This window comes from Mucilaginibacter sp., from assembly GCF_025359345.1.
In the GTDB taxonomy this organism is placed as follows: domain Bacteria; phylum Bacteroidota; class Bacteroidia; order Sphingobacteriales; family Sphingobacteriaceae; genus Mucilaginibacter.
Genome location: NZ_JANYGQ010000014.1, coordinates 38,090 through 52,245, shown reverse-complemented (window position 1 = coordinate 52,245; position 14,156 = coordinate 38,090). Strand labels below are relative to the sequence as shown.

Here is a 14,156-nt window from a genome sequence, read left to right as displayed (position 1 = left end):
TGATCTATTACAAAAGCAACTTGCAATAACATTTTTTTTTAATACATTAGCCTACAGTTTTCTAACCAAGCTATATTATACCTACTATCCCCTGGTTTTCAGTTGGTTTATACTTTCAGTGATTTTAACAGCTATTGTTTAAAATAGACAAAAATTTAGGTTTTTGGCTAATATTTTGCCGGGATTGTATTTTGATTCGATAAAATCATAAAATATTATGCGCATTTAAAGCGTATAAAAACGTTCAAGGCTCCAATATATTCCCAATTTTAAAACTAAACCTTATGAGAAGATGCTTTACCACAATGTGTGCTGCAGTTTTCGCAATTATTTTGTTTGCAGCACTACCACTTCAATCCCGCGCCCGGGTTTACGGGTATTTTGAAGGCGCCATAGTCAACGCCACCATTAATTCAATTAGCCGGGCAACTACAAGCCCAACCAATGCAGCATCAGTAAACTTTACTGTTGTATTTGGAGTAGCTGTAACGGGGGTAACGGCAAGCAATTTTAGCTTAACAGCTACCGGCATAAACAACGCGATTATCGGCACGCCTGTAACCGGCGACAATATCACATGGACAGTGCCTGTAAGCACCGGCACAGGGGATGGCACTATTCAGCTAAACCTGGCTAACGACACAGGTTTATCAGTAACTATAAGCAATTCACTGCCATTTAACGGGCAAACTTATACCATTGATAAAACGGCGCCGTCAATTTCCATCAGTCACCCCTCTTTGAGTCTTACCAGGGGCGGCCCGATAACCTATAGGGTAACTTATGCCGACGCCAACTTTAACAGCAGCACATTGGCTGCTGGCAATATTACCTTAAAAGCCACAGGGTCGGCTAATGGCATCGTGACTGTTACGGGCTCTGGCCTGATACGTACGGTAACTATATCGGGTATCACCGGCGATGGTATTTTGCGTATATCAATTGCTGCAGGCACCGCCAGCGATCTTGCCGGTAACACGGCTGCTGCCACTGGCCTGTCACCAGCATTTACGGTTGATAACACTGCGCCTACAGTTGTTTCCACTGCCGTTTTTACCGGCAGTGACCTCTACGGTGTACAAACAGGGATTTATTACCAGTTCACCTTCAGCGAACCGATAACAGGCGCTGACACCAGCGATTTTACGGTGATTACAACAGGAGACGTTAAAAGGAGCGACATGGGAATAATTCCGGTAAATTCTACAACCTTTTACGTTGCTATAGATCTAACAGGTAACGACGGCACCATCAAGGTTAATCTGAATGGCTCAGGTGTGGGCATAATTGACGCGGCAGGTAATACTGCTCCGGGGTTTACCGGCGGCGTTGTTGATATCATCGACCATATTGCACCAACAATAATTTCAATAAAAAGGGTAGACCCTAACCCAACCAAGGCATTAGACCTTCACTATATAGTGACCTTCAGCGAACCCGTAACGGGCGTTGATCCCAGCGACTTTACACCTTACACGACAGGCCCTGTTTTCGGCCTGGTGTCCGGATTTGATGGTTCGGGAACTACCTACTATGTTACTGTTCATGTGTATAGATTCAACTATGGCGATGGCACCGTGGAGCTTGACGTGGTGCCTAACGACCCTAACCCTGACGACCCGACTGATCCCCGCGACGACCCCCACGACTTTGCCATCTTTGATGCTGCGGGCAATGCTTTTGACTCTGGTTTGACGGGGCAATATTATACTGTTGACTTTACAGCGCCGCAGTTTAAGTTCGGCAGTCGTATCTGGCAGTCGAACAATGCTGAGGTTAACTGGTCAAAAGTGGGTGACCAGCTGACATTGCAATTTGCCTATAGTGAGGCTGTTCAATCCAGCGCCGTTACCATAGCGGGACATTCTATAACACCGACCAGCAGTGACGGTGGCGTAACCTGGGTTGCAAACTATACGATGACCCCGGACGATACTGAAGGCAATGTGCCTTTCACATTTCAGGGCACTGATTTTGTAGGATATACCAGCCAGCAATATACTTCCAGTGGTGTCGGACACTTCCTTGGTTTCGACAAGACCAGGCCTTCAATAAATATTAGCACACCTTCACAAGCTTCAATTGGTACCGGTACAGCTGGCACGGTCACGTATAATGTTACTTATGCCGACGCATACTTTCACGCCAGCACCCTTTCCCCCGGCGACATTAAGCTGAACACCAGCGGTACAGCCACTGGTATATTGAGTTTAAGCGGTTCGGGCACCAGCTACGTTGTAACAGTATCGGGCATTACCGGTTTAGGTACCCTGGGCATATCGATAGCTCCGGGCACGGCAAACGACGTTGCAGGTAATATCGCCGATGCTACAGGCCCGTCAACAACGTTTTCAGTGTTCCCGGACGCTTCACTGGCCAGCCTTGCAACTTCTGCAGGTAAGGTTAGCCCGGCATTTAATACCAATACAACTACAGGCTATACCGTAAGTGTGCCAAACGCTATCACCACCATAGCGGTAACTCCAACTGCCACAGACCCCAACATCAGCGATTTGGAGGTACGTGTAAACGGTGGCGCCCCGGTATTTGTAGCAAGCGGCACCCAATCAGCAGCTTTGCCGTTGAACGCAGGCAGCAATACCATAGCGATACAGGTAACCGCCCACGATGGTATTACTACAAAAACTTACACCTTAACAGTTAACCGGTCCCTTTCTGCCAATAACGTGTTAACCACACTCAAGTACCTTCCCGGCATAACGCAAACCAAAGTGAGCGGCCCTGATTACTCAGACTATACAGCAACAGTGGCCAATACATTTACATCCATTACGGTAACCCCTGCGACGCAGGACCCAACAGCTGCCGTTAAAATAAATGGGATAACAGTAGCCTCTGGCGCCACATCGGCCCCGATAGCGCTGAATGTGGGTCTTAACATCATAACCACAGTGGTGACCGCACAGAATGGAGCGGCAAGAACTTATAAATTAACCCTAAGGCGCCAGTCGTCGGCATTCCTAACACAGCTTAACTACAGCCCGTCGATTACAAAAACAATAGTAACTGGCCCTGAATACCAGGATTATGTAGCAACAGTAGCTAATTCGTACAATTATATTATTGTAAACCCCGCTGCTGATGACCCGGCTGCTGCTATCGCGGTTAACGGCACGACGGTATCTTCAGGCGCGTCAACAGCCCAAATACCTTTAAATGTTGGCCCCAACACCATTGCTACAACGGTAACGGCAGCCGATGGCCTTACGTCAAAAACGTACAGCCTGATAGTGACCCGGCTGCCGTCGAGCCGGTTGGCTTCCCTTAAATATTCTCCAGCTTTAGTGCAAACACCGGTAGCCGGCCCCGACTATAAAGACTATACGGCAACGGTGGGCAACAACTATAACACCGTAAAAGTAACCCCGACAACTGAAAGTGCCGGAGCGACTGTGAAAGTTAATGGCGCCACGGTAGCTTCAGGTGCAAATTCAAACCCGATAGCGCTGAATGTGGGTGCAAATACCATTACCACGGTGGTAACAGCCATCGACGGTTCATCAACTTCAATCTATGTTTTAACCATAACCAGGCAACCTGCACCTCCGGTTGCTGTTGTTATGCAGTATCAACAGCAGGAGTCGCCGATTACAGGCAGCGCAATTGTGGTACATCAAAACGTTTCGCCCAATGGCGATGGCAAGGGCGATGCGCTGAAGATAGATGGTATAGCAGCTTATCCCAACAATACATTACAAATAATGAACCGCAGCGGCGAACTGGTTTACCAGGTAAAAGGGTACGACAATATCAACAAAGCATTCGACGGGCAGTCAAACATTAACGGCAAACTACAGCAGGCCGGTACTTATTTTTATTCGTTGGAATACAAGGACGGGAATGAGACGAAGCATAAGACGGGTTTCATTGTTCTGAAGTATTAACAATTATGATCCGCATCTAAATTTTTAACACTAAACCCGGTACACTGTTGAGTATACCGGGTTTATTTTTAACCTACAGTCGGCGCACACGTGCCGTTGCAATAGGTAGGATGGCTGGGCACAGCAATGGCAAGGTGAGTAAATTCACAAGCAATGTTAAAACCCAGTTGTCCCTTTTACAACTTTTTGGTTGCCGCTAATATATCCGCAACCTTAGGGTCTTTGTCAATATACTTTACAGGCTTACCATTTTTATCATAAATGGCAATGTACGGGGTAGTTGCTACATGGTAAAACTGCTGCACTTTATAGGTATAACCTTCGGTGCCAACGGTCCAGTTGGGCCATTTTTTTAGATCGAAATCGCGATAAAAAGTCTGGATAGCTTTTATCTGCTGTACAAATGTTATCATTTCTACCTGCACATTTTTAAGCTCCTTCATGTGTGGCTTTAACTCAAACATCAGGTGCTGACAATGGCTGCAATCAGGCGCGAAATAGATGATCATGGTAGCCTTATTCTTTTTCAGGTTGGCCGGGGTAATGGTTACACTGTCGGTAGTTAAAATACTATACGGAGGGATATAAGCCGGCGGGGTAAACGGCGTTTGTGTTTGCGCATTGGTGCAGCCAACCGCTGCTATAAAGCATAAAAAAAAGAATAGTTTTTTCATTGTGTTCAATTGCATTTTTTAGGGGACATATATACGATATTTTTAAGCTTCAAGCAATTCTAATTGCCAGGCAACATGCTCTTCAGTTACAGGGAATAACGCATTATTGCGGATTGTATGATAAACCGCTTCAAATAAACCCGGGTAATCGCCTTTTGGCGCGGTTAACCATTCTGTAATTTTTTTGTTATCAATATCCATGGTCACAAGTTTGCCATCGCAGCCTTCCGGCTCAATGCCATAGCCGGCGTCGGTTGGCAGCATCCCGCCGTCAAGCTGGGCTTCCTGTACATCGTTGCGGTCTTTTACAAAGCTGCCGAGGGTACCGTGTACCACAAAGCCGGGCAGGTGTTCGGCAATTAACAGGCACGATGTCAAATAAACATTCAGCTGGTTTGGATAGATGAGGTGGTAATTAAAATAGTCGTTCACCTCTGAACCTTCGCGGTAAATTCCGGTAGTTTTATGAAAGTTAAGCGGCCTGCCAAAAAGAGCGATAATGTTATCAATCAAATGTGGCCCAAGGTCGTAAACCAAACCGTTTGCCGGGTTTTCTTTTTTCTCCTTAAATGCTTTTACCCCTAACGCTGCTTTATAGCGGTCGAAACGCATATGCACCTCTATCAGCTGGCCCAGGCGGCCGCTTTCAATCACATCGCGGGTAAGCATAAAGCCGCTGTCGTACCGGCGGTTTTGGTACAGCATCAGGTGCAGGTTTTTGCTCCGCGCCAGGTCGAACATTTGCTTTACCTCGGCACTTGTCGCTGCTGCCGGTTTTTCGAGCAGTACATGTTTACCTGCGTTTAAGGCCCGCATGGTAAAATCAAAATGGGTATTGTTGGGCGTGTTTACAATAACCAGTTCAATTTCATCGTCAGCTAACAGTTCATCTATCGAGCCATAGCTTAGCACATCCGGGTAACGGGCGGCAGCTTTCTTTTCGTGCCGCTCCACAACGGCCTTAAACTTAAAGCCCGGGTTAGTAGTTATAAACGGCGCATGAAATATACGCCCCGACATTCCGTAGGCCATCAGGCCGGTTACTATTGGTTTTGACATAGGTTATGATGTAAAAATCATGTCATTGCGATCCGCTGGCCAGCAGAGGCAATCGCAAAACTATGCATGACCGTTTTGCAAAGTTCGCGATTGCTTCGTACCCCGCAATGACAATTGTTTATTTAAATCCGTTTTTTATTACTGGCCTATTGGCGAACCGTCCGGCATTCCCACTGGCGCAGCGGGCTTAAACTGTCCCGGTTCTTTTTCAAATGCAGCAATCTGCGATAAGCCAAACAACAAATTAGCCTTTTGATTAGTTACCGAAGTCTTAACTGCCGCCTGCATCCATGTTTTCAGCCCGCTTATCTCAAGCAGCGCAATGCCGCGTACACTCTCGGGTGCACTGCCATCAGCGGCTAAAGTTAGTAGTTGCTTCACGGTTAAATTATTCACCAGGCGTTGCAGTTCACCTTTGTAGCCGGTTGGCTGCGGGACCTTCCAGGTTTGGGCAATCAGCTTATCCAGCACAGCAATTAATCCCGGCTGGGTGTTATCGCGCGAGTTATATTCAACCAGGCGCGCACAGCGCTCAGGATTCAGCATAAACTCAAGCGTGGTGGCAGCGGCTCCTTCGGCAGCGCCAATCGGGTCGAACGTCAGCCCGGTCCGCGATTTAAACAGCTCCCTTGTTCTTGGGTAGCCATCGGGCCGCGGCGGTATTTTTGCTATCAGTTTTTCGGGCAATGCCAGCGCGTTGGGACTAATGGTTAACATCAGCGCATTAAACGCCTTCCATTGCTCGGCAGGGGGGATAAACCGGGTAACAGGCTGCCCATCGTTTTTAATAGCATAGGTGTAATACAAACCGCCCAGCATTTTTGATGCTGCCTCAACCTGGTAGCGGTGCAACAGGTAAATTGGCACCAACGGTTCTTCTATCATTGCCATTGGCGCATCCTGTCTGATGGCTTTTTCCGAAAAGTTATCCAACAGTTTTCTGCGGATATCCATCAGCCGGTTAAGCTCGTCGGCGGCATTTTTGCCGTTGTCCCAAAGGTGGGCGAGGGGATGGGCGCCGCTTGCGGGCCTTGCATCTTCGTCAGTGATAAATACCTGGCCTTGCTTAAGTGTTTCTGTTAATATTCCCTTTAAGGCCTCATCCTCGTTTGTTCCCGCCGGAAAGTCCTGGTAGCCGTATAATATGGCGCGTTTGTCCCATGTGCCAATTTCGGTGGTGTAGGCGTTCGATAGATCTACGGTGCCATCCGCAGCTAGAGTAAACGCAGGTGGCGGGTAATCCATTACCGATGCGCGGTTGTTGGTGCTGGCGGCAAAGTTATGCTGCAGGCCCAGTGTATGCCCAACTTCGTGCGCGGCAAGCTGGTGCAGGCGGGCAATGGCCATCTTCAGCATCTTATCGCTCGTTGGTTTGGCGTCTTCATAAGGTTGCAGTAAGCCCTCTGCAATCAAAAAATCCTGCCTGTCGCGCAGCGAACCTAGTGATACCTGGCCTTTAATAATTTCACCCGTACGCGGGTCGTTGATCGACGACCCATACGACCATCCCCTCGTCGAGCGGTGTATCCATTGGATAATATTGTAGCGTATATCCATCGGATCGGCGTCCTCGGGCAGCAGTTTTACCTGGAAGGCATTTTTATATCCTGCCGCCTCAAAGGCCTGGTTCCACCAGGCAGCGCCCTCCATCAGCGCGGTGCGCACAGGTTCCGGCGCGCCGCGGTCAACATAATAAACAATCGGTTTTACCGCCTCGCTCATAGCTGCCGACGGATCCTTTTTTTGCAGTCGATGACGGCTAAGCATACGTTTTACAATAGGCTGGTCGATAGGGGTGGCGTAGTCCATGTAGTCCACATCATAAAATCCAGAACGAGGGTCGAACTTGCGGACTTTATAATTATCATCAGGCAGTTTTATAAACGAGTGGTGCATGCGCACGGTAACAGCATTAGGGTCGGGTGTTACGGAGCTGATTTCGCTGCCTCTTCCGCGCCCCGCAAGCGTTATGGTAGCCTCAAATTCCGAATTATCCGGAAATGCTTTTGAGTTAGGCATATACACTGCCGAGCGCGATTCATCCAGGCTATAGTTTCCCTGGCTGCCCAGCCTGTCGGCAATATGATGGGCATCGCGCAGCAAAAATGGTGTAAAGTCAATTAAAATTTCACTGCCTTCCTGTGCTTCGGCCTTAAATCCCCATAAAACTGATTGCGCAAATGCTTCCTCTACCGATTTCTTTTCATCGGCATTATTGCTGACTGCGCGGTAGGCATAGTTGGGTTGTACCAACAGTATTTTGGGGCCGCTTTTTATAAACTTTACAATGCGGCTGTCACCGATCTGCCCGCGGTCGAGCCCCAGGTCGTTCGACCCGATGCCTGCTGGTAAGGAGTTTACGTATAAAAACTCGGTATTAAGCTTGTCAACCACCAATAATACCCGGCCGGTGCTTTCATCCCAATAAAAATTAAAATAACCGGTATACTTGGTAAGGTTCTTCGTTAGCGTTGCCATGTCGGCAGTTTTTTGGGCGTTGGCGACCATCAGTATGTTAACTGAAAGTAAAATTAACAGGCAAATTTTTTTCATATTAAGCTATTGGAATGTTCAGTCTAAAGTATTAATTTTAATCAATATTACCCAATTAACTGACGGCCCGGGCAATTCAACGTTACTTCTACCGTTTTAATCGCTCTGTTTAATTTATTCGTGCAAGGTGTATAACCTTTTAAATTTTTGTTGCGTATAAAGCATATCATAATTTAGTTATATGGAATTTAATAGCAGATCCGTTAGTATTTTACTTGTTGATGATGATGAAATTAACAACTTTATCTCCATTAAACTGATAAAGAAAGCGCTAATGAATACCGAGATCATGGCCTGCCTCAACGGTAAATATGCTATAGATCAGTTAATGGATATACAAAAGGTCGATCCTGAAAAACTACCGGACTACATCCTGCTCGATATAAATATGCCCATAATGAACGGATGGGAGTTTTTGGATGAATTTAAACGCCTTAACATCGACCCATTGGGCAAATGCAAAATTTATATCATTTCGTCATCAGTATTCAGTAACGATATCAACAAAGCGCGCTCATACCCGCTGGTAAAAGACTTTATCTCAAAACCTCTAAACGTTGAAAAAATAGTTGAACTTTTTAAAGTGGAAGATCCCGCTTAACCAGGTATTACCTGGAAATGCTCATCGTTATAAACAACCGTTCCTACACACGTCGATTTTGCATGGTAAAATAAACAGGTCCAGCCCTCTGTTGCCGCTATTTTACCATATTGTTCCCTTAGTTGCATAGCTTTTCGCCCGTCAAAATCATACTTCGCAATAAATTTCCGGATAAGTTGCTCTGGTTCAGGTAATTCATCGCCGCCAAAAAAACATTTGCCTTCACGGTCCTCAATCCAAATTACCATGTGGTAAGGTGAATGTCCGCCCGAATGCTCATAACGTATACCCGGCTTAAATTCGCCGCTGCCTTCAACAAGGGTTAGGTTGATATTACCCTGTAATGCTTCAAAAATTTCTTTGTGATAGGATGATGAGCCGCCGCTAAGTCCCTTTTCCCATTCCTGTTTTGCGATAACATGCTGCGCCTGCGGAAAGCTTGGCACCAGTTTGCCGCCACGCTCAACCACCAGTCCGCCCGAATGATCGTAATGCAGGTGCGACATAATAACCAGCGTAACTTCTTCCGGGTCGAAACCCGCATTGCGGATGTGCTGGTGTAAAAATAATTCGTCCCGGGTATCTTTATAACCCAGCCCGGTGTCCAGCAATATTAAGTCAGTATCGGTTTGCACCAAAAACGGGTTGACATGTATAAACAGCGAGGCCGGCCTGTCCTTCGGGCTATCCGTTTCGGGGTTAAACGGGATAAACTTTTTGGTAGCATCAACAGAGTAGGAGCCTTCGGCAAGGGTGAATATATTCATCGGATTAATAAAATTAAATAGTCCATTTTGTCATTGCGAGCGAGGAACGAGCGCGGCAATCGCAAACTATACAGGGCGGCCCTGCATGGCGACGAGATTGCTTTCCCGAAACAAAGTCGGGACAGGCTGTTCGTCGCAACGACAAATTGGGTTTACGCGATAAAGAAAATATAATTTCGTTTATCTTTATCGCCATTTACAGGTACAAAGATAATGAATAAACGGTGGGCTATAAGGGATAATGCTGATGAACAGCTGGTGAATGAACTGGCTGCCACATTAAAAATTGATACCGTTTTAAGTACCTTGCTGGTACTCAGGGGAATTAAAAGTTACGAAGAAGCCCGTCTTTTCTTCAGGCCCGATTACCGCCACCTGCACGACCCCTTCCTGATGGCGGATATGGAGAAAGCTGTTTTGCGAATTGAGGCAGCAATGGCCGCCGGCGAGAAGGTTTTAATTTATGGCGATTATGACGTGGATGGCACCACTGCTGTATCATTAGTTTACAGTTTTTTTAGTAAATTTTACAGCAACCTGGAATATTATGTGCCCGACCGTTACCTGGAAGGCTACGGTATATCGACCAAAGGAATTGACTACGCCGCCGAAAATGGTTTTACGCTGATTGTGGCTCTTGACTGCGGCATTAAATCTGTTGATAAAATTGCTTATGCCAATACGCTTAACGTCGACTTTATCATCTGCGACCACCACTTGCCCGGCGACGAACTGCCCGCCGCCGTCGCGGTGCTCGACCCAAAGCGCGCCGATTGCGGATATCCATTTAAAGAATTATCAGGCGCAGGTATAGGTTTTAAGCTGATACAAGCCTATGCCGAAAAGAACGATATCCCGTTTAGTGAGGTGGAATGCTACCTTGATTTGGTGGCCATCAGCATTGCCTGCGATATTGTACATATAACCGGCGAAAATCGGGTGCTGGCACATCTTGGACTAAGTAAAATAAACAGCAACCCCTGCATGGGCGTTAAAACCCTGATGGAAGTTGCCGGGCGGGGAACCTATTATACCATATCTGATGTGGTGTTCCTGCTCGGTCCGCGAATAAACGCTGCCGGGCGGATTGATCATGCCAAACACGCGGTGGAACTGCTAATAAATACAGAACACGCGGGCGCAACCGAAAAAAGCGAACTGATAAACATCCACAACACCGAACGAAAGGGGCACGACCTGCAGATAACCGAGGAAGCCCTGGGAATGATAGACGGCAACGAGGAGCTGATCAACCGGAACTCTACCGTGGTGTTTAACGAACAATGGAACAAAGGCGTTATCGGCATCGTGGCATCGCGCCTTACCGAAAAATATTACCGGCCCACAATCGTGTTAACCCGCTCTAACGGGCATGTGGCAGGTTCGGCACGGTCGGTGCTGGGGTTTGATCTGTACGAGGCCCTTTGCGAATGCAGCGATTTGCTCATACAGTTTGGCGGTCACCGCTATGCTGCCGGGCTAACTATGCATCCCGAGAACTTGCCGGCTTTTATCGATAGGTTTGAACAGGTAGTGAGTGCAACCATAAAACCCGAACAATTAATACAACAGATACAAATTGATGCAGAATTACGTTTAAGCCAGGTGGATGCGAAATTTTTTAGGGTGCTGAACCAGTTTGCGCCGTTCGGTCCAGAGAATATGGCGCCCGTGTTCATCAGTAAAAACGTGTATGTTTGTGGCGTGGCTAATATAGTTGGCCAAAACCATGTGAAGATGACGGTGATGCAAGCCGGATCGGCCATGTTCGATTGTATAGCCTTCGGTCACGGCGAATACCTGCCCAAACTGGTTGCAGGCGCACCGTTCGACATGTGCTACACCATCGAAGAAAACGTTTGGAAAGAACGACGGACGATACAATTAAATGTGAAGGGGATAAGGTTTAACGAGGGGAGTTCATAGTTAATGGGAAAAGACCATGGACGATAGACCATAGTAAGAATCACGAAAATCCTCAAATCAAGAAAATTAAGGTTCAGAGAATAATCAGCGAAATCAACGTAATCAAACAAATCAACGGTTAATGATACTTAGAGCAGAAAATCTATTAAAAAAATATAAACAGCGTACCGTTGTAAACGATGTGAGCTTTAACGTAGCACAAGGCGAAATTGTGGGTTTGCTGGGGCCGAATGGAGCCGGGAAAACTACTTCGTTTTATATGATTGTGGGCTTGATAAAGCCTAACGAGGGCCAGGTGTTTTTAGATGATGTGGATATTACCCAAGATCCGATGTATCGTAGAGCCCAAAAAGGCATTGGCTATTTAGCGCAGGAAGCATCGGTATTTCGTAAGCTTTCTGTCGAGGATAATATTAAAGCCGTTTTGGAAATGGGCACTATGCCTAAAGACAGGCAAAAGGACAAGCTGGAAGAACTGATTGACGAATTCAGCCTGCACAAAGTGCGCCGCAACCGGGGCGATTTATTGTCGGGTGGTGAGCGTCGCCGTACTGAAATTGCGCGCGCCCTGGCTGCTGAGCCTAACTTTATTTTGCTGGATGAGCCCTTTGCCGGTGTTGACCCTATTGCCGTGGAAGAAATACAAACCATGGTAGCCAAGCTAAAAACCCGCAACATCGGCATCCTGATTACCGACCACAACGTGCAGGAAACCCTGTCAATTACCGACCGCGCCTACCTGTTGTTCGAAGGCAAGCTGTTAGAATCGGGCGTGCCTGAGGTACTGGCCAATAATGAGATGGTGCGCAAAGTTTACCTGGGCTCAAATTTTGTATTGAAGAGAAAAGTTTTCAATTTTGATAAACCTGTGGTTAAAGTTGATTAAAGATTAGAGACCAGAGATTAGGGGAGGACTATTGATTTTAACTACCTTTAAGTAAATAACTTTTTAAAATCACTAACTCACTAAATCAGTAATTCACTAACTCCCCAACATGACCATTTTTAACTCCGTATTTACCTGGTTCATGAAAAAGCGTATCCACCAGATAGAGCTTTTTATGAAATATCCCAATGAAGTACAGGAGGAGTGGTTTGAGCAACTGATAAACGCAGCAGAAAATACCGAATGGGGCCGAAAATATGGCTACAAATCCATTACCCATTTAGAGCAGTTTAAAGAGCGCGTACCCATACAAACTTACGATACCTTAAAACCCTACATCGAGCGTATGCTGCGCGGAGAGCAAAACGTGCTTTGGCCGTCGGAGATACGATGGTTTGCTAAATCATCGGGCACCACCAGCGACCGCAGCAAATTTATCCCGGTAAGCGAAGAGGCACTGGAGGAGTGCCACTTTAAAGGCGGCAAAGATCTACTAACCATATACTTCAACAATACGCCCAACGCCCGGATGTTTACCGGCAAAATATTAACCCTTGGCGGCAGCTACCAGGTGAGTCAGTTGGGCGCCGATACATCATTTGGCGATCTTAGTGCAGTGCTGATGAAAAATCTCCCCCTCTGGGCAGAGCTGCACCGCACGCCCCACATGGATATTGCCCTGCTGGAGGATTTTGAAGAAAAGATTGAAAAGATAGCCCAAGCTACCATCGATGTTAATGTAACCAGCCTGAGCGGCGTACCCACATGGAACATTTTATTGTTTAAACGGATACTGGAAATAACCGGCAAAAAAAATCTGCTGGAGGTGTGGCCCAACCTCGAAATGTACTTTCATGGGGCGGTAAATTTTACACCTTATCGCGAGCAGTTTAAAAAGCTGATCCCGAACGATGACATGTACTACCTGGAAAACTATAATGCATCCGAAGGTTTTTTTGGCATACAGGATACCCGCGAACCCGGCGAAATGCTCCTGATGCTTGACTATGGTATATTTTACGAGTTTTTACCACTGGAGCACCTGCACGACGAAAACCCGCAGACGCTTACGTTAGATGAAGTGGTGCTTGATAAAAATTACGCGCTTATCATCAGCACCAATGCGGGTTTATGGCGCTATTTAATAGGGGATACTGTGAAATTTACTTCACTATCGCCTTTTCGTATCCAGGTTACCGGGCGCACCAAGCATTTTATAAACGCTTTCGGCGAAGAACTGATAATTGACAATGCCGAGCGCGCTTTAGAAGAAGCCTGTCAGCAAACCGGCGCTATCATCCGCGATTATACTGCAGCTCCGGTTTACTTTAACGGCGATGAGTGCGGCGCCCATGAGTGGGTAATAGAGTTTGAAAAAAAGCCTGCCGAGTTTGAACGCTTTGTTGATATTTTAGATGAAACCCTGCGCCGCATCAATTCCGACTACGACGCCAAGCGCTTTAAAGATATGGCCCTGCGCCGCCCCATAGTGCGCAAAGCCCCCGAGGGCACGTTTTTTAACTGGATGAAGGAAAAAGGCAAACTCGGTGGCCAGCACAAAGTGCCACGACTGGCCAACAACCGGGAATATATCGACGAGATTTTGAAGGTAATGGAGTTGGTGGGGTAGACTTTGGTTGGAGAGCTTGTAGTGGTTGTGGTATACTTGTCAATTGTTTAGCCATATTTGGCTACACTTGTAAGCATACTTGCTCCGTTAGGAGCAAAACATTGGTGGAAAAAATAAACAAACGATTTTTCGCTCCGTAGGTGCGTCACATCTTT

General features: G+C 46.8%; 9 protein-coding genes. 5 read left to right on the top strand and 4 right to left on the bottom strand.

Translation table 11 applies throughout. From position 1 onward, the window contains the following. The first annotated feature begins 284 nt into the window (after positions 1-284). The gene (locus tag Q0R52_RS07760) at positions 285-3,905 is read left to right on the top strand and encodes a cadherin-like beta sandwich domain-containing protein (RefSeq protein ID WP_295793682.1); all 3,621 of its coding nucleotides are present in this window, start codon (positions 285-287) and stop codon (positions 3,903-3,905) included. Positions 3,906-4,081: 176 nt separating this feature from the next. Here Q0R52_RS07760 and Q0R52_RS07755 read toward each other — a convergent pair whose 3' ends face one another. The 3 genes from Q0R52_RS07755 to Q0R52_RS07745 form a co-directional block, all read right to left on the bottom strand. Continuing rightward, positions 4,082-4,579 (bottom strand): thioredoxin-like domain-containing protein, encoded by a 498-nt coding sequence (locus Q0R52_RS07755; protein WP_295793680.1) that lies wholly within the window; start codon positions 4,577-4,579, stop codon positions 4,082-4,084. 42 nt (positions 4,580-4,621) lie between these two features. Then, entirely contained in the window at positions 4,622-5,638 is a 1,017-nt protein-coding gene (locus tag Q0R52_RS07750) for a Gfo/Idh/MocA family oxidoreductase (protein ID WP_295793679.1), read from the bottom strand. Positions 5,639-5,776: 138 nt separating this feature from the next. After that, positions 5,777-8,191 carry a zinc-dependent metalloprotease gene (locus tag Q0R52_RS07745; RefSeq protein WP_295793678.1) on the bottom strand — a complete coding sequence of 805 codons (2,415 nt, stop codon included), beginning with the start codon at positions 8,189-8,191 and terminating at the stop codon, positions 5,777-5,779. Positions 8,192-8,372: 181 nt separating this feature from the next. On the opposite strand from Q0R52_RS07745, the gene Q0R52_RS07740 reads away from it, so the two are divergent. Further along, complete coding sequence (locus tag Q0R52_RS07740; protein ID WP_252787802.1) at positions 8,373-8,792, top strand: response regulator; 420 nt, start codon at positions 8,373-8,375, stop codon at positions 8,790-8,792. Here the strand turns inward: Q0R52_RS07740 and Q0R52_RS07735 are convergent. Beyond that, positions 8,789-9,559: an MBL fold metallo-hydrolase gene (locus Q0R52_RS07735; RefSeq protein WP_295793675.1), complete on the bottom strand. Its 771-nt coding sequence runs from the start codon at positions 9,557-9,559 to the stop codon at positions 8,789-8,791. The two genes, Q0R52_RS07740 and Q0R52_RS07735, sit on opposite strands and share 4 nt — an antisense overlap. A gap of 213 nt (positions 9,560-9,772) precedes the next feature. On the opposite strand from Q0R52_RS07735, the gene recJ reads away from it, so the two are divergent. The 3 genes from recJ to Q0R52_RS07720 all read left to right on the top strand — a co-directional run bounded on the left by recJ (position 9,773) and on the right by Q0R52_RS07720 (position 14,001). Then, entirely contained in the window at positions 9,773-11,485 is a 1,713-nt protein-coding gene (recJ, locus tag Q0R52_RS07730) for a single-stranded-DNA-specific exonuclease RecJ (RefSeq protein WP_295793672.1), read from the top strand. 121 nt (positions 11,486-11,606) lie between these two features. Next, positions 11,607-12,371 carry an LPS export ABC transporter ATP-binding protein gene (lptB, locus tag Q0R52_RS07725; protein WP_295793671.1) on the top strand — a complete coding sequence of 255 codons (765 nt, stop codon included), beginning with the start codon at positions 11,607-11,609 and terminating at the stop codon, positions 12,369-12,371. 109 nt (positions 12,372-12,480) lie between these two features. Next, complete coding sequence (locus tag Q0R52_RS07720; RefSeq protein WP_295793669.1) at positions 12,481-14,001, top strand: GH3 auxin-responsive promoter family protein; 1,521 nt, start codon at positions 12,481-12,483, stop codon at positions 13,999-14,001. Positions 14,002-14,156 lie beyond the last annotated feature (155 nt).